The 19355-nt window shown below is 72.4% G+C and carries 11 protein-coding genes; 3 read left to right on the forward strand and 8 right to left on the reverse strand.

Features of this window, described 5'->3' with window-relative positions; translation table 11 throughout:
- The first annotated feature begins 198 nt into the window (after positions 1-198).
- Positions 199-657 (forward strand): bifunctional diaminohydroxyphosphoribosylaminopyrimidine deaminase/5-amino-6-(5-phosphoribosylamino)uracil reductase RibD, encoded by a 459-nt coding sequence (gene ribD, locus WMF43_RS02175; protein WP_437677139.1) that lies wholly within the window; start codon positions 199-201, stop codon positions 655-657.
- A 349-nt stretch (positions 658-1006) separates the two neighbouring features.
- Entirely contained in the window at positions 1007-1960 is a 954-nt protein-coding gene (locus WMF43_RS02180) for a S1 family peptidase (protein WP_437677141.1), read from the forward strand.
- A 40-nt stretch (positions 1961-2000) separates the two neighbouring features.
- On the opposite strand, the gene WMF43_RS02185 is transcribed toward WMF43_RS02180, so the two are convergent.
- From WMF43_RS02185 to WMF43_RS02195, 3 genes are all read right to left on the reverse strand, one after another.
- Positions 2001-4826, reverse strand: coding sequence for a hypothetical protein (locus tag WMF43_RS02185; protein WP_437677143.1), 2826 nt, complete (start codon positions 4824-4826; stop codon positions 2001-2003).
- A gap of 235 nt (positions 4827-5061) precedes the next feature.
- A complete protein-coding gene (locus tag WMF43_RS02190; protein ID WP_437677144.1) occupies positions 5062-5688 on the reverse strand; it encodes an L-2-amino-thiazoline-4-carboxylic acid hydrolase in 627 nt (208 codons plus the stop codon).
- Positions 5689-5943: 255 nt separating this feature from the next.
- Entirely contained in the window at positions 5944-7164 is a 1221-nt protein-coding gene (locus WMF43_RS02195; RefSeq protein WP_437677146.1) for a radical SAM protein, read from the reverse strand.
- A 280-nt stretch (positions 7165-7444) separates the two neighbouring features.
- On the opposite strand from WMF43_RS02195, the gene WMF43_RS02200 reads away from it, so the two are divergent.
- Positions 7445-10495, forward strand: coding sequence for a carboxypeptidase regulatory-like domain-containing protein (locus WMF43_RS02200; protein WP_437677148.1), 3051 nt, complete (start codon positions 7445-7447; stop codon positions 10493-10495).
- On the opposite strand, the gene WMF43_RS02205 is transcribed toward WMF43_RS02200, so the two are convergent.
- From WMF43_RS02205 to WMF43_RS02225, 5 genes are all read right to left on the reverse strand, one after another.
- Entirely contained in the window at positions 10483-10896 is a 414-nt protein-coding gene (locus tag WMF43_RS02205; protein ID WP_437677149.1) for a GAF domain-containing protein, read from the reverse strand. The genes WMF43_RS02200 and WMF43_RS02205 overlap by 13 nt on opposite strands.
- A gap of 382 nt (positions 10897-11278) precedes the next feature.
- Positions 11279-12259 (reverse strand): C-type lectin domain-containing protein, encoded by a 981-nt coding sequence (locus WMF43_RS02210; protein ID WP_437677151.1) that lies wholly within the window; start codon positions 12257-12259, stop codon positions 11279-11281.
- Positions 12260-12644: 385 nt separating this feature from the next.
- A complete protein-coding gene (locus WMF43_RS02215) occupies positions 12645-16031 on the reverse strand; it encodes an ATP-binding protein (RefSeq protein WP_437677153.1) in 3387 nt (1128 codons plus the stop codon).
- 100 nt (positions 16032-16131) lie between these two features.
- Complete coding sequence (locus tag WMF43_RS02220) at positions 16132-16794, reverse strand: regulatory protein RecX (RefSeq protein ID WP_437677155.1); 663 nt, start codon at positions 16792-16794, stop codon at positions 16132-16134.
- An 83-nt stretch (positions 16795-16877) separates the two neighbouring features.
- The gene (locus tag WMF43_RS02225) at positions 16878-19073 is read right to left on the reverse strand and encodes a DUF362 domain-containing protein (RefSeq protein WP_437677157.1); all 2196 of its coding nucleotides are present in this window, start codon (positions 19071-19073) and stop codon (positions 16878-16880) included.
- Positions 19074-19355 lie beyond the last annotated feature (282 nt).

Raw genomic sequence — 19355 nt, forward strand, 5'->3', positions numbered from 1 at the left:
GCGGAGTGTGAAGCAGAACGGAGGTGGAGGAAACCCGCCGAGGTGGAGGAAACCCGCCGAGGCGCGGCGTGGGTGGGGGGCTCCGCTCCGGCGCGCTGCGGCGGCCGGCATCCGTTATACTGGCGGGGTGACGCTGTGTGACACCGCGGCGAGCTCGCCTCGCCGCCCTTCCCTGGACCGCCGCGCCCCGAGGCCGGCATGAGCGACGTAGACCTACGCTGGATGGAGCGCTGCCTCGAGCTTGCGGCCCGCTCGGCGGGGCGCACCGCGCCGAACCCGATGGTGGGTGCGGTGATCGTGCGCGGCGAGGAGCTCCTGGCCGAGGGTTTTCACGAGCGCGCCGGGCTGGCCCACGCCGAGGTCGACGCGCTCTGCAAGCTGACCGGCAGCGCCGAGGGCGCCACGCTTTACGTCAACCTCGAGCCGTGCTGCCACCATGGCCGGACGCCGCCGTGCACCGACGCGCTCCTCCGCGCCGGCGTCCGGCGCGTGGTGATCGGCATGATCGACCCGAACCCGCTCGTCAGCGGGAAGGGCGTGGCCATCTTGCAGCGCGCCGGGATCGAGGTCGCGATCGGCGTCCACGAGCCCGCGTGCCGTGAGCTCAACCGGGTCTACATCGCCACCATGAGCGCGCGGGGCGCCGAGCTGACCTGACCCGGCCGAGCTGACGCAGCTCGGTCGCGCGGCACCTGGCGGCGCGACCTCGGCGCCTTTCGGCCCGACCTCACGCGCCGCGGTCGGCTCGACGCCGCCTCTCGACGCCGTGAGCGTCGGTTGCGGCCAGAGGATGGCGCCCGCCTCCCGAACAGCGACATTCTCCCGCTCGCGCGCCGCTCTCCAGGACCTCCGCCCGCGCATCGGCGGCTCGCGCGCTGCCGAGCACGCCGCTGGCACCGCGCTTGTTAAAGCCCCGCGCACCCGCGCGGCATCGAGCGATGTCAGCCCGGCGCGCCCTCGCGACCGCGTCGCCCTGGACATCCCTCCTCGGCGGAAAGGTGACAGTATGAAGAAGGCTCTCCTGATCGCGACCCTGTGCCTCCGCGGGATCGGCTGCGCGGATACGCCGCCCGGAGACGGCGGCGAGCAGCCGCTTCTCACGTCCCGGCAACCGATCGTCGGCGGCGCCGTGGACACAGCGCACGCCTACGTCGTGGGCGTCGGCAACAAGAGCCGCGCCTTCTGCACCGGGACGGTCATCTCGCGGCGCACCGTGATCACCGCGGGCCATTGCCACGGCAACCTCACGCGGGTCTTTTTCGGCACGAGGCTCGGGCGCCGCTCCGAGAGCGTGCGGATCGAGACGTCGAAGCTGCACCCCGGCTTCGACCCGTCCACGCTCGAGAACGACCTCGCCCTCCTGAAGCTCGAGAGCGACGCGCCCGTGCAGCCCGCGCCGCTCCTGCGCGAGAGGATGGAGAACAACGGCTGGTACGTCGGCCCGGCGTACACCTTCGTCGGCTACGGGGTCTCGGACGGCGTCGCAGGGACGGGGTTCGGCACGCGCCGCGTCGCGACGTTTCCCATCCTCGCGATCGGCCCCGCCACGGTCGGCGGGACGCCGGGATCCATCGACGCGACGCAGTTCTATTACCAGGTCCCCTCCATGAACACCTGCAGCGGCGACTCCGGAGGCCCGGCGTTCCTCGCGCGCTGGGGCGTCGAGCGGCACGCCGGCGTGACCTCGTTCGGCGACGACCCCTGCACCCTCGACGGCGTGCAGGCGCGCACCGACGAGCGCCAGATCGCCGAGTTCATCCAGCCCACGATCGACGAGTTCGAGGCGGACAACCCGTGCCGCGCCGACGGCCTCTGCGACGTGTCGTGTGACGTCGGCCCCGATCTCGTCGACCCCGACTGCGCCGATCGCCGCTGCGGGGCCGACGGCATCTGCGCGCTCGCGTGTGTGGCCCCCGCCGACCCGGACTGCGCTCCTCGCGACGGCGCCCCGCAGCCGTGATGTCCCCGGGGCGCCGGCCGCCGCCTGCGCGCGGCGGCGGTCAGGGCGTGTCGGCGGGGTCCGCCGGATCGCTGCCGGCGCTGCGCTCGTCGCCGTCGAGGAAGCCGTCCTCGTCGCGGTCGATGCCGACGCGGTAGCCCGACCCCGGCGGCGCGCACGTGTAGGTGAGCGCGCGCCCCGTCGCGACCGCGATCTGCCGGAGCGCGGCGTCCGGGAGCGGCGGCAGCCCCGTCCGATCCACGGCGAAGTGCCCTGCGCCGGTGTAGAGGAAGCCGATCTCGTGAAAGAGCAGGTGGCTCTTGGCCACGAGATCACACTCCCCCGCGTCGGCCCGCGCGATCAGGAGATCGACGCGCGGCCCCACCACGGCCGCATTGCCGCCGCGGAGCGTGATCTGCTGGCCGACGATCGGCGCCACGTTCGAGTCGAACGCGAGCAGGAACGCCTCGAGCTGCCGCCGGACCACGTCGCCCGCCGGCGAGTCCGGCAGGCCCGCCGGGTTGTCGGGGAAGGTGCCGAACTGGTTCGTGAAGCCGGTGAACGGCGAGAACCCCATCCCGCGGAAGAACCGGAACAGCGTGTCGAAGCTCCCGTCGTGCAGGAACCCGAAGCCCCTCACCTGATCTCCCTTGGGGTCGTTGTCGCCCGGCAGGATGCCGAACATCGGGGCTGCCATCCCGAACATCCCGACCTTCTGGTACAGGTTCCTGAGGTGCGGCGTCTTGATGAGCTGCGGCTGGAAATCGAACGTCATGTTGCCGTTCGCGCCGAAGAAGCCGGGCTTGTCGGCGCCGGGGTTCGCGCCCGGGTCGAGCACGTGGCAGCCGTTGCAGATGGCGGTCCCGTCCAGGTTGCCGCTGAAGAAGGTGTCGCGCCCGGCCTGCTGATCCGGCGTGAGCGCGTTGTCCAGGCTGCGGATCGGGTTGGGCGGATAGGTCACCTGCAGGATGAAGTCCGTGAACGCCTCCATGTCGGCGGCGGGGATCGGGCCGCTCCGGCCGAGGAGGTCGGTGAAGCCGGCCTGGAACTTCCTGAACGCGGCGCGCTCGTCGAACGAGCCGCTGTCCGGCTGGGCCGTCGGCGCGTCGTTGCCGCCGGTGCGGTCCCCGCGCCAGTGCATGGGGCCGTGGTTCGCCATGCCCCGCAGGCTCTGGGTCGTGGTCGGGCCCTTCATCGGGTGGAACTCCCGCGGCATCGGCTGCTGCGTGAAGAGGTTGAGCAGCGGGCCGACGAACGGGCCCGGGTTCGTCGTGACCACCTCGTCCGGATTGCCGAGGTCCCACCCCAGGCTGTCGAAATCGCCGAAGATGTGGCAGCTCGCGCACGAGGAGTCGCCGTGCGCGGAGCTCGACCGCGCGTCGTAGAGGTGGCGCCGCCCGATCGTGACGCTCGGCGGCTCGGGGTTGTACATGGGCACGTGGGCCGCCTCGGCCCCCGTCGCGAGGTCGATGACCGAGATCGCGTTGTCGAAGCGGGTGAGCACGTAGAGCTGGCCCCGCGCCTCGTCGAGCGCGAGCCCCGTCGGGCCGCCGCCGCTCACCTCGATGTGGTCGGCCGCGTCGGGCACGAAGGTGTCATTCTCGAGCGCGGCCGTGCTGAACACGCCGATCTTGCTCGAGCCGAGCGCGGCCACGTAGAGCGTCGCGCCGTCGCTCGAGACGGCCATGTCGGTCGGCTGGGCCAGGCTCTTCTCGCTCTCCGCGTTCGGCGTCGGGGCGCAGCAGACCGAGTAATCGATGTGTTTGTTGAGGTGCCGCGGGGCGACGCCGCCCGCGCCGAGCACCGTGACGCGGCTCTCGTGGAGGTGGCCCCGGAGGCTCTGCCCGGCGAAGACGCCGGGGCCCTCGAACCGCTGCTCGTTCCTCGCGTCGGTGTTGGAGACGTAGACCTTCCCGCTCACCGGGTTGACGACCATGTTGAAGAGGATCGTCCCGACGCCGGTGAAGTAGCCTGAAGCGCCGGCCACGGGCCGCGGCGGGTTCCTCATCGCGTCGATCGCGAACACGTCCTTGTCCGGCAGCGAGAGCCTCACCTGCTCGTCCCACGACCGGCCCAGCTCGTCGACCCAGTGCTCGCCGTCGAACTTGACGATGAGGCTGACCTCCGGCGCCGGGGCGCCCTCCGCGTTCGTGGTCGGGCCCGGCGTGCCGCCGTTCGCCTCGCCCCCGTCGGGCACGAGCAGCTCGGTGACGACGGTGGTCTGGTTGCCCGAGTGGAAGCCGGCGGCGTAGACGCGGGCGCCGTCGGGCGTGGCCGCGAGCGCGCGGGGCGTGTCCGTGAACAGGGTGAGGACGGTGAGCGGCGCGCCGCCGAGCGACGCGCCCAGGTGGTTCGCGTCGAACACCCAGACGTCGGCCCGGCCCACGCCCGGCGTGGTGAGCTCGGGATCGTTCGGGTTGTTCTGGCCGCGGTGCGCGGCCGTGATGAACGCGCGCCGCCTCGCGGGACCGGCGAACACGATGTCCCGCGGCTCGTCGCCGACGAGCAACGTGCGCTCGACGTGCCCGCCGAACCCGCCGGGCGAGAGCTCGACGACGCTCACGCTGTCGGACAGGTGATTGACGACCCACACCTCGGTCTCGCTCCGCGCCGCGACGGCGACGGGCTCGAGCCCGACAGGGATCGAGCTCCTGTGGATCAAGCCGCCCTCGTGCACGCGGAAGACCTCGAGGCGGCTGTCGGGCGTGTTGAGCGCGAAGAGCAGGTCCCCGCTGGGGGAGAGCGCGAGCGGGCGCACCTGCCCGCTCTCGAAGAGCGTATAGGAAGAGCTGGCCAGCGCGGGCGCGCTGGCGGCAAGGGAAGCAGCGGACGTCACGGCGAACAAAAGTCCAGCGGCCACCCTTCGCGGAGCGACAGGTGTTCTCATGGGGCCTCCTTGAATAAGCGATGTCAGGGGGCGACGGTGAATCTGTGAATGGGCGAGTCTTCACCGATACCATGAGCGCTCTGTCTTGAGATCATGAAACGCGCGTCGCCGGCGGAGCTCGCGTGTGCTGCCTCACGCGCCGCGGCTCGGGGCGAGCGCTGGTGACGGGACGGAACGTGCGCCCTCGGTTCGCGCTGCGTCGCGCTGGGACGGGCGGGCTCCGGGGAGGAGGGCGCTACTTCTTCGCCGCCACGTACCGGAAGTCGCACCGCTCGGCGCCCGTGCCGAGCGTGCCGGTGCGGCGCAGCTCGACCCCGCGGCGCGCGCTCGCCTCGAGGTCGTCCAGCCGGCAGATCATCGCGACGATCTCCGGCGCGCCGTGCCGCCGGGCGAAGCTCACGAGCGGGCACGCGCGCACGTCGAACGCCATCAGCGCGCCGGCGTCGTCGGCCTGCTCGAAGCGGAAGCCGTCCGGCTCCTCGGCGAACAGGCCCCTCATCAGCAGGTTCCGCGCGGGCTTCAGGCGGAACATCATGTCCATGGCGATGCCGTGGAGCGGGCTCCGGTGCAGCTGCTTGTGGTGGAAGGCGTGCAGCATCTCCTCGGCGAGGCGCAGGGCCGGCTCCCGGTCCACGCCGAGGTCGTGGTGGAGCGCCTGGTAGATCGCGAGCACGGGCGGGCCGAGCTCGAAGATCCGGCGGTTCATGCTGCGCCGGAACCGGGGTATCGTCGCCTCCAGCGCGAGATACCTCTCCTTCGCGTGGGTGTGGAGCTCCGCCGCGCACTCTTCGCCCAGCGAGCGAATCGCGTGGAATCGGCCCTCCGCAAGGATATGAGCGAGACATTCGGACGGCGACGACATGCGCTCAGGCTACCACGCGCGACTCCGGCGCGTGCAGCTCCTCCGCGAATTTTCGCCCTCGAGGTGGTCAGTCGAGCTGGCCGGGTTGGCCGGCCTGGCCGGCCATTCGGATAGCCCGTGCGGCCGGCTAGCGCGGCGAGCGGCCCAGCCGTGTTGACCTGCTGACCCCGGGCCCACCGAGAAATATCCCGGCAATGCGCTGCGGGCGTTTGGACTCCGCGCTGGACAGCGGCGAGACGCCTGATCGGGGGAGGGTTACGCCGCTGTCGGCTTCCACAGGCCAGGCACACGCGTGCCGCACGCGGGGCAGGCGCCGCCGGTGAGCAGGACCTCCTGCGTCTCGTAATTGAAGCGCCGCACCACGACCTCGTAACAGCCCGGGCAGCGGGTATGGGAGAGCTCGCGCAGGCGGTCGGCCATGTTGCTGACGTAGACGTATTTCATGCCGCGCGCGTACGCGACGCCGGCGACGTCCATGAGGAAGGCCGGGTCGGTGGCCTGGCGGTCGCGCATCTTGTAGCGCGGGTAGAAGGCGTTGAGGTGCCAGGGGATGTCGGGGTCGACCCTGGCGATCTCGGCGCCGAGGGCGCGGAGGCCGGCCGGGTCGTCGTTGAAGCCTGGCACGACGAGCGTCACGACCTCGACCCAGTAACCGAGCCGCCGGGCCTCGCCGATCGCGGCGAGCACGGGCTCCACGCGGCCGCCGAGCGCCCGGTACTGCTCGGCGCTCCACCCCTTGAGATCGACGCGGAACACGTCCGCGACCGGGCGCATGTACACGAGCGCCTCCGGCGTCGTGTTGCCGTCCGAGATGAGCGCCGTCACGAGCCCCCTCCGCCGCGCCTCCGTGAAGATCGCCCGGGCCCACTCGGCCGTGATCATCGGCTCGTTGTAGGCGCTGGCGAGCACCTCGCAGCCCGCCTGGACGGCCATCTCGACGAGCGCCTCGGCGCTGAGGTCGATCGGCTCGCCCCCGGTCTCCGGCTCGCGCAGCGCCTGGGACACCTTCCAGTTCTGGCAGTAAGGGCAGCGGAGGTCGCACCCGAACATGCCGAAGGTGAGCGACTTCGCGCCTGGGCGGACATGGAAGATCGTATTCGTCTCGACCGAGCGCACGTAATGGCGAGCGACATACCCGAACGGGACGCGCAGCTCGCCGTCCTTCTCGAAGCGGATCCCGCACGCGCCCGCGCGCCCCGGCGAGAGCACGCAGCGGTGGGCGCACGCGGTGCACCGGAGATACCCTGGCTCGGGCCCGGGCTCGTAGAGCGCGCCGGGTACGGTGCGGCGGGCGAGCCTGGCGGTGAGGGGCTCGTCCGCGCCGGCACCCGCGCCGGGCTCGACCGTCGCGCGCTCGTCCGAGGGAGCCTGTGGAGCGCCGCGCACGAGGTCCTCCAGGCGGACGTGCGGCCGGTCGCCCGGTCCGGGCTCATGGGCGGGTGTTTCTTCCGTCGCGCGCCTGCCGTTCGTCTCCATGGGAACGGCGCCCATCCTCGCATCGGCGCGGCCAAAGACAAGGGCCGCCTCCTGCGTCGTACCTTGCATCGAAACGCCCCGGGCGCCGTCGAGTGGCAGTGCGACGAGCCTGGAGAACGTCCCACGCGGGCAGCGCGCTCGTGCCGTCGGCGATCCAGCCGGCCAACGCGAGGGCTGATGAAGGAAGCGCTGGCGCGACGGCGGCGTGCTCGCCGCTTCGGGGGCGGTGGGGGTCTCCTTATCCTGGCGGCCGTCGCGCGAGGGAGCGGAGGGACGTGTCATGAAGCGACCGTGGTTCAAGCAGGCGTGGACGTTCGTCGTGCTCGGGCTCGCCCTGTCGGCGCTCCTCGTCTGGTCCATGCGGCGCCGTCCCGCCGGGGCACCCGCGGCCGGCTCTGACGCTGCGCCGGCGAGCGCGGCGCCGGCGGGGCCCGGCGCGCGCGGGCGCGCCCCGGCGTCGCAGCCGCGCCAGCCCGGGAGCGCCGCGGGGCGCGTCGTGGGGCTCGCGGGCGCGCCGGTCGCCGGCGCCGTGGTGTGCGCCACCGTCGAGTCGCACGTGCTGTCGATGACGGGGGCGCGCGAGCCGGTGTGCGCGCCGGCCGCTCAGGACGGCCGATATACACTCTCCGGCCTGCAGCCGGCACGCTGGAGCATCAGCGCCTCGGCGCCGGGGCACAGGCCGGCGCACTACGTTACTCCCGACGCCTTCCGTGCTCCCTTCCTCGATCTCGGCGCCGGCGAGGCGCGCACCGGCGTCGATCTGACGCTGGCGCCCGGCGGGGTGGAGGTGAAGGGGCAGGTCGAGGACATCGGCGGAGGGGCCATCTCGGGCGCGCTGGTCATGATCAGCCGGTTCGGGCCGGGCGACGTCGTGGTGGCCAGGTCCGACGCGCAGGGCTCCTATGCGGCGTGGGTCGACGAGGGGCCGTACATGGCGCGCGCCGAAGCCGACGGGTATTCGGCGGGCTTCAAGGACGGGGTTGCCCCGGGGCCGGCGCTCAAGCTCCTCTTGACCCCGGCGTCGGTGCTCGCGGGTCGGGTCCTGGAGGCGGGGACCGGGGCCCCGGTCGAGGGAGCGACGATCTCCCTCGAAAACGACGAGGGGTGGGGGGAGATGCCCGGCGCCGCCGCCGCCCACAGCGACGCCGAGGGCCGCTTCCGCGTCGATCGGCTCCCGCCGGGGCGTTACAGGATCCTTGCCCGCGCGCCCGGCAGGTTCGGTCAGGCGCGCGAGAGCGTGGTCCTCGGCGTGGGCCAGACCTCGAGCGAGGTGGTCGTCGAGGTCCACCCCGCGCGCACCGTGACGGGTCGCGTGGAGATCGCGCCGGACGGCGCGCCGTGCAAGAGCGGCAACGTCGGCCTCATGGACACGGCGCCCAGAGGGGCGATGGGCGTTCCCATCGAGGCCGACGGCGCGGTGCGGTTCGACGGGGTGCTCCCTGGCACCTACCAGGTGCGCGTGGCGTGCGCGAACCAGGTGGTGGAGCCGAGTTACCCGCCCGTGGTGGTGGGGGACGTGGACGTCGAGGGCCTCGTGTGGACGGTGCGCGCCGGGCTGACGATCCGGGGCCGGGTCGTGGACCGCGACGGCGGGCCGGTCCGCGCGAACGTCCACGCGCATGCGCCGGAGATGATGGGGCGGAGCGGGGCCACCGGCGCGTTCGCGTCGAACGAGCCTGACGGGAGCTTCGTGCTCCAGGGGCTCTTGCCGGCGAAGTACATGATCGTTGCGGAGCCGATCGACCACGTCCAGCCCGAGCCGGTCGAGGTCGAGCTCCGCGACGAGCACGCCCCCGAGGTGACGATCGTGGCCGACCGCGGCGGCGCGATCGAGGGGACCGTCACCGACGCGGACCGGAAGCCGGTCGAGGGCGTGCACGTCATGATCGCGAGCCCGCCGCCCATGGACGCGGACCCGCTGCACATGGGCCCGGCCCCGCCGCGCATGAACGCGGCGGTGTCGCGCGAGGATGGGAGCTTCGTGATGAAGGGCCTCCCGCCGGGCGAGTACCGCGTCTGGGCCCGCGAGAACGACATGCCGCCGCCGCCGCCGCCGCCGGGAGCAGATCCGCTCGCCGGCGGGTCTCAGGTGGTCTCCGCGACCGTGAAGGCGGGCGAGAGCGCGCGCGTCGCGCTGGTCGTGGAGCGCCGCAGAGGGGAGATCCAGGGTCGCGTCGTCGACGAGGTCGGCGAGCCCGTGACGGACGCCTTCGTCCACGCCGTGCCGGAGTCGGGGGGCCCGGCCCCGCCGGGCGCGAGCGCCGTGCACATGGCGAGGTCGGGTGCGTTCTCGCAATCACCGGTGCTCACCGATCCCGAGGGCAGGTTCGTCCTTGGGGGCCTCCGCGAGGGCGTGTACACGGTCCGCGCCTACCGGAAGGGGGGCGGCGACGGCATCGCCGAGCACGTCAAGACCGGCGACACCGTGACGCTCGCATTGCAGCCGGCCGGCGCGATCTCCGGCACGCTCACCGTGCCGGGCGGGAAGGTCCCCGACAGGTTCACCGTCCGTGTGATCGACCGCGCGTCGATGTTCTTCCGGTCCGAGACCTTCGTCTTCACGGAGGGTGCCTTCACGATCGGCGATCTCCCGGAGGGGAAGTACACGGTCTCGACCGCAGCGCAGGAGGGGACGGCGGCGGCGGAGGTCCCGCTCGGCCCCGGGGAGCATCGGCGCGGCGTGGTGCTCGCGCTCGCGCCGCTGGCCGCGGTGAGGGGGCAGGTCGTGTCGCTCGACGACGGTGCGCCCGTCGTCGGGGTGAACGTCCGAATCGTGAATCGCGCGCCGGGATCGATGCTCCCGCCCGGTGCCATGGAGGACAACCTCACCGACGCGTCGGGTCGCTTCGAGGTGAGCGGTGTCGCGTCCGGTCGCGTCGCCGTCATTCTCATGCCGTCCGATCCGATGAATTCCCCCTATGACGGCGCGGCGATCCCGTTCGACGTGCAGGCGGGCGGCTCGACGGACGTGGGCCGGATCGCCCTGCCGAAGCGCCGGCTCAGGCCAGGGGACCCGCCCGGCGATCTCGGCTACTCGATCAAGTGGGGATCGGACTTCATGGTCGACATCGTCGAGATGACCTTCGAGGTGAGCGAGGTGCGCTCAGCCGGCCCCGCCGCCGCTGCCGGCCTCCGGGTGGGCGACGTCATCGTGTCCGTCGACGGACACAATGTCCGGGGAAAGATGGGGTATCTCTACCACGCGCTCTCCACGGTTCCTTCGGGAGCCCGGGTGACGCTCGGCCTGGCCCGCGGGGCGAACGTCTCCATCACCGCCGGAAATGTACAGCCTCCCCCGGGGATGCCGGGCGTGCCTGCCTATCCGCGTTGAGGGAGCGAGTCCGCGCCTTCGGCCAGCCGTCCGAGCTCTTCTTTGCTCAGCTCGCGTTCCTCGGCGAACGCGATCCCCACCACCGCGCGCACGTCCCCCGACGCCCCGCGCACCGGCAGCGCCACCGCCCCTTGTGCCGCGACGGCCTTGGCCCCTGGCCGCACGTCCCCGGACTTATCCGTCTGCAGGTTGCATGTCTGCACCGGCTCCCCCCGTTCCCAAGCGAGCCCGGCCATGCCTTTCCCTCGCGGCACCCTGCGCGTGATCTCCTGCACCTTCTCCGGAATGTTCATCGCCGCCGCCAGCTCGAGCCCGCCTTCGCCGACGAGGTGGACGCTTCCGGCGACCCCCCCGTTGCTGTTCACGAACCCCCGCAGCCACGCCTCCACCGCCTCGCTCATGCCCCCACGATCGACCGCCTCCGCCTCAGCGTCAACGCCCTTCCCGAAGCGCCGTGGGGTGGGTCTGCGCTCGCCGACGTGGCGCGGGTGGGCGCGCCCAGCACCGAGCGAGGTGCCATAAGCTCCCAGCGGGCTCCACGCCTCAGGCGCGCCTTGTGTGGCGCGCACCATAACGTCCCAGCCGGCGTGGCCCGAAGCGAGACATGCCGGGCGGTGTCTTATGCGCAAGCTCTCCCGCCCCAGTCTTGCCGATTGGCCAGCGCCCACCCGCGCCACGTCGGCGAGCGCAGACCCACCCCACGGCGCGCTCCGCTCGGAACGCCCTCCCTCGCTCTCGCCCCGTCGCGCTCCGCGCTCCGCGCTCAGCGCCCCGCCCTGACCGTCAGTCCGACTCGCAGATATACCGCAGGTGCAGCGAACACGGCTCGTCGTTCCACCCGAGCTCCGGATAGAACCGGTTGAGCTGCGCGCAGTCCTCGCCGCTCCCGACGTCGTTCGGCTCCCCCGCGTACCAGTTCGTGTACCCGACAGGCTCCCCGCTGTCCCACACGAAGTTGCCCTCGGCCCCCCTGTCGTTCAGCCCGATCCACCACTTCTGCGTCGAGAGCGCGCTCGCGAGCCCGTAGACCCACGCCTCCTCCTCCGCGTCGTTGATCGCGACCAGGCTCTTGCCCTCGCTCGCGCAGCTCGCCCGCGCGTCGTTCCACGACTGCTGGCCGTCGCAGAACAGGTACTCGTGGCCGCCGTACGTGTGCACATCACACGTCGAACCGTCGCAGACGAGGATCGTGTGCTCGCACAGGACCGACTGCACCGTCTCGCCCACGACGATGTCCACGTAGAAATAGATGGTCTGCTCGACGCACTCGTCCGGCAACGACTGCGGCTGCGCCTTGGGCGCGCCGCTCCGGTGCTCCCGCGCGATCATCCGCTCCACCTCCAGGGCCGCGATGTCGTCCGCGGTGAGCTCGGCGAAGTTCGAGGGATCCGCCGTGATCCGGAAGCGCCCGTCCTGCGCCCCCAGCGGGCTGTACGGGTGCGAGAACAGCGGCGCCATCGCCGCTGCCATCTGCGCCTTCCCCTGCTCGCCGAAGTCGAGATCGACGCGCTCGAGGTCGAGGCCCTCGAACGCGACGTGGTACATCACCTCGCGCGCGCGCAGGTCGACGGAGAGCCGCTCACCAGGCGACAGGCGCGCGACGCTCTCGGCGCTGATCTGCACGTTCCTGACGGCCCCGTCCTCCTCGGCCTGCGCCTCGTCAGGCCCGGCGACGCTGCAGCCGGCCAGGCCGGCCGCGGACAGCGCGGCCGCGGTGAGGGGAAACGCCAGCAAACGGGTGATACGAGCGAGCTCTCTGATCATGATCCCTCCTGAGGTGATGAAGCCTGTCCGCGAGCCGCATTGTCGGGCAGGGCGCGACGCATCACGCCCCGGACCCTCGCCGTGGCGGCGGAGAGGCGCTTCCCCCGCGATCCCGCCGCGCTCCGAGCCGAGCGTGATGTCCGAGAGGGGCGTCGAGGCCCGGCCTCCCCCTGGCTACGGCGCGTCCTGCCCTGTCGATGTCGCTGTCGGGCGAAGCACGCCCTCCGCCTCTAGCTCTGTGCGTCGAGCGAGTGTACTGGCACCCTATCCGCTAGATCGCGAGTATGAGGACAGCGCGGCTTCAAGCCAAGGAGAAAATAACGGCTCTCGCTGTTCGGGGGGAAGGTGTCCGGGCGTGTGCGTCCTCACGGGCACGTCCGCGCACTCACGCCCCCTCCTTCGCACGCATCGGCCAGCTGAAGAAGAACGTCGCGCCCGCGCCGGGCTGCGACTCGACCCGCACGCTCCCGCCGCGGCTCTGCACGACCTTCTTCACGACGGAGAGCCCGATGCCGGTCCCTTCCACCTTGTCGCGCGACTCGAGGGTCTGGAACAGGCCCCAGATCTGCTCGTGGTACTCGGGCGCGATCCCGGGCCCGTTGTCCTTCACGGCGAACTCGTAGAACTCCCCGGCTTCCCTGCACGACACCTCCACGCGCGGGTCGGCGCGGCGCGCGTGCTTCAGGGCGTTGCCGATGAGGTTCTGAAACACCTGCTGCAGCGGGACGCGCTCGGCGACCAGCGTCGGCATCCCGGGCCCGATCTCGATCTGGGCCTCGGGGCCGGGGGCGAGCAGCTCGACGACCTCGGCGAGCAGCCGGCCGACGTCGATGTCCGTGACCCTGTCGCGCTGGCGGCCCGCGCGCGAGTAGTCGAGGATCCCGTTGATCAACGTCTCGAGGCGGCGCACGCGCCCGCGCAGGAGCTGCATGTGCTGCTGCGTCTCTTCATCCATCTTCCCTTCCAGCGACTCCTCGATCCACTCCGACAGGTTCGCGATCCCGCGGAGCGGGGCCTTGAGATCGTGGGAGGCGACGAAGGCGAACCGGTCGAGCTCCTCGTTGGTCTTCGCGAGGGCCGCCATGAGCTCCTCCACGCGCCGCCGCGCGAGGACCTGGTCGGTGACCTCGAAGGCGACCACCATGACGCCGGTGACGGCGCCCGACGGGCCGCGGATCGGCTGCGCGACGTAGTTGAAGAAGGCGTCGCTCGCGACGCCCCCGCGCAGGATCGGCACGTTCAGCTCGAACACCCGCAGCGGCTCGCCGCTCCGGAGCACCCGGTCCAGCGTCGCGATCACCTCGTGCTCGCCGAGCTCGGGGAACACCTCGCGCACGGTCTTCCCGGCGATCTCCGGCCGGCCGACCATCTCGCAGTACGGCGGGTTCGCGACCTCGTAGAGGTGCTCGGGGCCGACGAACACCGCGATCGGGACCGGCGCCTGCATGAACAGGTCGTACAGCTTCGCGCGCTCGCGCTCGGCCGCCGCGCGCAGGCGCGCGATCTGGAGGTGCGTCGCGACGCGGGCGACGAGCTCGCGCGCGGAGAACGGCTTCGGGAGGTAGTCGTCCGCGCCCGCCTCCAGGCCCTCGACGCGCGACTCCTCGCCCGCGCGCGCGGAGAGCATGATGATCGGGACGCGCTGCGTCCCCGGATCCTCGCGGAGCGCGCGGAGCAGGCCGAAGCCGTCGAGGTTCGGCATCATCACGTCGGTGAGCACGAGATCCGGCGGGCTCCGCCGCGCGGCCGAGAGCGCCGCGGCGCCGTCGGCCACGGCCTCGACCGTCCAGCGCTCGCGCAGCACCCGCCCGACGTACTCGCGCATGTCGGCGTTGTCGTCCGCCAGCAGGATGCGCGCGGGCGGACCGGCCGCGAGATCGGGCGCCGCGGGCGGTCCGGGCGCGGCGAGGGCCGCGGGCGCGGCGTCCTCGCCGGCCTGCGCCCCGGGCAGCCAGCGGAGCGCCTCCTGCACGTACGGCGCCGCGCCCGTGGTCGTCGAGACGAGCGCCCGGCGGGCGTTCACGCGCTCCGGCGGGAGGTGCGCGCTCCCGCGAGGAAAGGAGACCGTGAACGCCGTCCCCTTGGACACCTCGCTCGCGACCTGGATGGTCCCGCCGTGCAGCCGGACGAGCTCGTGGACGAGCGCGAGCCCGATGCCCGATCCCTCGTGCGTGCGGGACCGCGCGCCCTGCACGCGGTGGAACCGCTTGAACAGGTGCGGCAGCTCGCTCTCCGGGATGCCCGTCCCCGTGTCGCGCACGGTGAGCTCGACGCGATCGTCGCGGGCGCGGAGCGCGACCGCGATCGACCCCTCGAACGTGAACTTGAGCGCGTTCGAGAGGAGGTTGAGCACGATCTTCTCCCACATGTCGCGATCGACGTAGGTGGGCTCCTGCAGCGGCGGGCAGTCGACCTCGAAGGCGAGCCCGGCGCGCTCGACGGCGGAGCGGAAGGCGCTCGCGAGATCCGCGGTGAGCGCCGCGAGGTCGGTCAGCTCGTAGGACGCCTGGGCCCGGCCCGCCTCGATGCGCGAGAAGTCGAGCAGCGCGTTGACCAGCTTGAGCAGGCGGATCGCGTTGCGGTGCGCGGTCTCGAGATCCGCGCCCGACAGGCTCCGCTCCGCCGACGCGAGCGCGTCCTCGAGCGGCCCCAGCATCAGCGTGAGGGGCGTCCGGAACTCGTGGCTCACGTTGCTGAAGAACGTGGTCTTCGCGCGATCGAGCTCGGCGAGCACCTCCGCCCGCCGCTTCTCTTCCTCGTACGCCTGCGCGTTGGCGATGCTCGCCGCGATCTGGCCGGCGACGAGCCCCAGGAACCCGCGGTAGCTGTCGTCGACGAGGCGGAACGGGTTCAGCCCGACGATCAGGACCCCGGCGCGCCCCGTCTCGCCCGCGGGGGCGATCGAGAGCACCGCGGCCCGCGCCGGGGGCTCCTGCCAGGCGCCCGTCGGCAGCGCGCCCAGCCACGGCGCGAGATCGACGACGCGGAAGGCCTCGTGCGCGCGCACCACCTCGGCGAGCGGCCAGGGGGACTCGTCGTCGATCGCGACCACCTCCGGGGCGGCGGCGTGCCCGCGCTCGATCCCCACCGCCTCCGCGAGCTTCATGCGGCGCCTGTCCGCGTCGAGGACGTAGAGGAGCGCGAACGGGAGATCCTTCGTGCTCGTCGCGAGCGAGAGGGCGCTGCGCGCGCACACGTCCTCCCACGAGCGCGCCTCCGCGGTGCGCGCCGCGAGATCGCGCAGGAGCACGAGCTGCCGCTCGCCGATGATGCGCTGCGTGTCGTCGGTGTTGGCGCAGAGGATCCCGCCCGTCCCGCCCTGATCGTTCGGAACGGGGCTGTAGGAGAACGTGTAATACGTCTCCTCCTTGTACCCGTGCCGCTCCATGATGAGCAGGAGCGCCTCGTCGTACGTGCCCTCGTTGCGGCGCATCGCCGACGCGGCGCGCGGCCCGACCTGGCCCCAGATCTCGCGCCAGACGACGGACGCGGGCTGGCCCAGCGCCTCGGGGTGTTTGCCGCCCACGATCGACCGGTACGCGTCGTTGTAGAGGTTGATGAGCGCGTCGCCCCACCAGACGAACATCGCCTGGCGCGAGGTCAGGATGATGCGCACGCACGTCTTGAGGCTCTGGGGCCACGACGCGACCGGCCCGAGCGGCGTGCTCGACCAGTTGATCGCGCGCATGCGTGCGCCCATCTCGCCTCCGCCCTCGAGGACGCTCGCGGCGCCCGAGGCATCGGATGAAGGAGCGTCCAAGTCGAGCGGCATCGCTCCTTGTAGCCTGTCGCCCGCTGCTCGACCAGCGCAGAGGTCCCGTGTTCCTCGCGGCGGCGCGGCGGCGCGACGCGCGCTGGATGGGACTGGGGCATTATTCACCGGACTCATCCGTCGCGGCGTCGAGCACCGCGCGGAGCGCCCGCCGCACCACGTCGGGCGCATAACCTTGCCGCGCCAGGAAGGCATAGAGCTTCTGCCGTTGCTCCGCCGGATCGAGGCGCGCGAGCGACCGAAGCTTCTTGCGCGCTGCCCGCTCGGCCACGGCCGCCTCGTCCGTCCCTTCATCGGCCATCACCTGTCGGATGGCCGCGTCGGCCACGTCGCGCGCGACGCCTTTGCGGGCGAGGTCCTGCGCGATCCTCCGGCGCGAGCGCGGCTTGCCCACGATGCCGGAGCGCGCCCTGGCCTCGGCGTAACGCGCGTCGTCGAGCAGCCCATTCGCGGTGAGGCGGGCGATCGCGGCCGTCACCTGGTCGCGGGGCTCGCCCTTCTCGAGGAGGCGCTTTTCGAGCTCGCTGGCCGACCGCGCCCGGAAGGACAGGAGCCGGAGCGCCCGGTCATAGGTCTTCTGCGCGGCCTGCGCGGCCTGACCGCGCGGCCGCAGCGGCTCGACCCCGGCGTCAGGGCTGTTTTGCCCGGCGACGAACGCCGCGGCGCTCTCCTCGGGGACCGTGGCGAAGGCGACCCCGTCCACCAGGATGACGACGTGGCCTGGCTGGTCGGGCGAGGGGACGATTCCGGTGATGATCGGCATGCGCGAGAGGACGATGGCGCACCCCGCGGGCGGCGCAAGGCCTCGCTACCGCGGGGCGGCCGTCCTGCGCGTCCGATCGCGGATCACGGATCGAGCACGAGCCACCCGAACGCCTCGGGGACATGGAAATTCGGCTTCTTCGTGCGCGGCGGGCTCCACGCGAGGTAACGCCGCGGGCTCTTCCCCTCCATGCGATAGAGGTTCATCGGCAGCCGCGCCCCCGGCGCGAGCGCCTTCACGATCCCGGGCGCCGTGAGCCGGGCCTCGATCACGGCCTTTCGCGAGGCCACTTCCCGGCTCGTCGCGATCGTCGCGCCGCTCGACCACGCCGTGTCCTCGAGGCGCGTGTCGCGGTCGATCGCGAGATCGAAGAAGTGGCCGAACGGGCCGATCTCCACCTCGAAATACCGCCTCGGCGCCGCCGGATCGGGCGTCAGGAAGAGCTCGACGCAGTCCTCCTCGTAAAGCGACCTCCGCTCCTTGTCGACAGGCCTCGACGTGTCGGTGTTCAGCCCGGCGCTCGCGAGCTCGAAGAGCACATAAAGCCCCTCCTTCGACCAGAGGAAGCGCGCCCGCGTCTCGATGCCCGTGCCGGCGGCGGCGTAATCGGTGTCCCATCGCGCGGCGCCCGCGCGGCGCCAGGCCGCGTCGTCCGCCTTCCCGTCGAGCGCGATCGTCTCCCCGGGCGGCAGCGGCGGCGCGTGCACCTCCGGCTTCGCCGGCGCCCCGCCGGGCTCGAAGCCCGGCCGCCCCTGGATCCCCTTGTCCGGGGTGGGCGGCGCGGGATCCAGCCCTTTCGCGGGGCCGCCGGGCAGCGGCGTCTGGCCAGGCTCCCAGTCCAGCCGGAAGGGCGCCATCGCCTTGTAGTGCACCGGGCGCGGGCTCTTCAGGAGCTCGGCGCCGTCTCCGGTGATCGCGGTCGCCCCGAGATCCAGCCCGAAGCGCTTCGCCGCCGCCTCGATGAGCGGCGAGGTCCGGTGTCCTCCGAGCTCGCGCGCGAGCGCCGGGCTGTTCCACACCCCCAGGAACTCCGCGATGACCCGGTCGACCCGCACCGGGTTCGTCCCGCCGATGGCCACGTTCTCCGCCGTGGGGCGCAGGACCTGGAAGCCGTCTCCGCCCATGGCCGGCGCGCCGTCGCCGAGCACCGCGTCGGGCGCCGAGATCTCGAGCACGTCGACCATCCGCTCGGAGAAGGCGCGGAGCGATGACAGGTACAGCGCGCGGTCCTCGTGGCTTCCGGTCTTCGTGTCGAGGTACTGCTTGAGCTCCCGGTGCATCCGCCACTTCTGCTTGTAGGCCGGCGCGTGGTCCGACAGCATCACCGTGCCCTGCATGCCCTTGATGCCGGCGGAGATCACCGAATAGCGGTGCATCTTGATCCGGGGGAGCGACAGGAACAGCCCGCGATCGAGGTGCTCGGCGAGCACCTTGGGCAGGAGCAGCGTCGGCACGTTCGTCGCCTCGATGCCGCGGATGGCGAGGGGCTTTCCTGGCTTGTCCCCGGCGACATCGTAGACGCCGTCGTCGTCCATCGCGACGAGCGCGGCGCCCTCCTCGGCGGCCATCGCCTCGTAGCCGGTCCGCTGCGCGAGGTCCTTCCAGAACTTGTGCGAGTGGCCGCACCCCTCGGCGATCGTGATCTTCGTGTGCCCCCGCGCCTTGAGGCACTGGACGACGCCGCGCACGAACTCCGGCTGCGTGATGCGGCCGGTCACGCCGTCGTCGCCGCCTGATTTGGCCGGATCCTTCACGCTGTCGAACCCGCACAGGTTCGGCTTGAGCAGGACGGGCGTCGCCGCCGGCCGCCTCGGCACCACCGCCTCGCAGAGGCGCCTCCCGAGATCCAAGGGACCGTCTCCGCGAAGCACGGTGACGGGCGAGCCGTCGGCCTTGATGCGCTCGACGTGCCGCTTCCTCAGCGCGGCGCCGTCGATGCTGTCCGACGCGATCACCGAGGGGCCGGCCTCGTACCGCGGCGACGCGCCCGCGACCACGTCGCTCGGCGCGCCCGGATCCGCGGTGGGCACGGCCGGGTGCGCCGAGGCGGCGGCGAACGAGGACGCCGTCGCCGAGGGCGCGGCCGGGGGCGCCGCGTCGGGGGGCGCCGCGGCGGAGGGCGCCGGCGCGACGGCGGCCCCGCCGTCGCTGAGCGGCCCGCCCGGCGGGGGTCGCCGGTCCCCGCAGCCCGCGAGCAGGGCCGGCAGCGCCGCCAGCGCGGTGATCTCGAGGGCAAGACGCCGCGCTCGGCGGCCGCGAATCGGCTGGGTGCTGTTCATCCTCGCCGTGCACCATGGCGTCGACGGGCGGCGACGAGAAGACGGAAATCACTGCGCACGCCGCGCGCGCCGCGTGCGCGCGCGGCGTCCGAGCCCGCGCGCCGCGAGGGAAGGCCCGCGCCCGGCGGCGGTAGATCCCGGGTGTCCCGCTGATCGTCCCAGCGCTCTCCAGCGCTCTCCAGCGCTCTCCAGCGCTCTCCAGCGCTCTCCAGCGCTCTCCAGCGCTCTCCAGCGCTTGATTCCACCGAGACGCGCGAGGCGAGGCAGGATTTTAATGCGGTG

The organism is Sorangium sp. So ce131 (assembly GCF_051519095.1).
In the GTDB taxonomy this organism is placed as follows: Bacteria; Myxococcota_A; Polyangia; order Polyangiales; family Polyangiaceae; genus Sorangium.

Excerpts from the sequence above, each read along its gene's own strand:
- ribD (WP_437677139.1), top strand. The coding sequence starts at position 199 with ATGAGCGACGTAGACCTACGCTGGATGGAGCGCTGCCTCGAGCTTGCG.
- WMF43_RS02180 (WP_437677141.1), top strand. The coding sequence starts at position 1,007 with ATGAAGAAGGCTCTCCTGATCGCGACCCTGTGCCTCCGCGGGATCGGC.
- WMF43_RS02185 (WP_437677143.1), bottom strand. The coding sequence starts at position 4,826 with ATGAGAACACCTGTCGCTCCGCGAAGGGTGGCCGCTGGACTTTTGTTC.
- WMF43_RS02190 (WP_437677144.1), bottom strand. The coding sequence starts at position 5,688 with ATGTCGTCGCCGTCCGAATGTCTCGCTCATATCCTTGCGGAGGGCCGA.
- WMF43_RS02195 (WP_437677146.1), bottom strand. The coding sequence starts at position 7,164 with ATGGAGACGAACGGCAGGCGCGCGACGGAAGAAACACCCGCCCATGAG.
- WMF43_RS02200 (WP_437677148.1), top strand. The coding sequence starts at position 7,445 with ATGAAGCGACCGTGGTTCAAGCAGGCGTGGACGTTCGTCGTGCTCGGG.
- WMF43_RS02205 (WP_437677149.1), bottom strand. The coding sequence starts at position 10,896 with ATGAGCGAGGCGGTGGAGGCGTGGCTGCGGGGGTTCGTGAACAGCAAC.
- WMF43_RS02210 (WP_437677151.1), bottom strand. The coding sequence starts at position 12,259 with ATGATCAGAGAGCTCGCTCGTATCACCCGTTTGCTGGCGTTTCCCCTC.
- WMF43_RS02215 (WP_437677153.1), bottom strand. The coding sequence starts at position 16,031 with ATGCCGCTCGACTTGGACGCTCCTTCATCCGATGCCTCGGGCGCCGCG.
- WMF43_RS02220 (WP_437677155.1), bottom strand. The coding sequence starts at position 16,794 with ATGCCGATCATCACCGGAATCGTCCCCTCGCCCGACCAGCCAGGCCAC.
- WMF43_RS02225 (WP_437677157.1), bottom strand. The coding sequence starts at position 19,073 with ATGAACAGCACCCAGCCGATTCGCGGCCGCCGAGCGCGGCGTCTTGCC.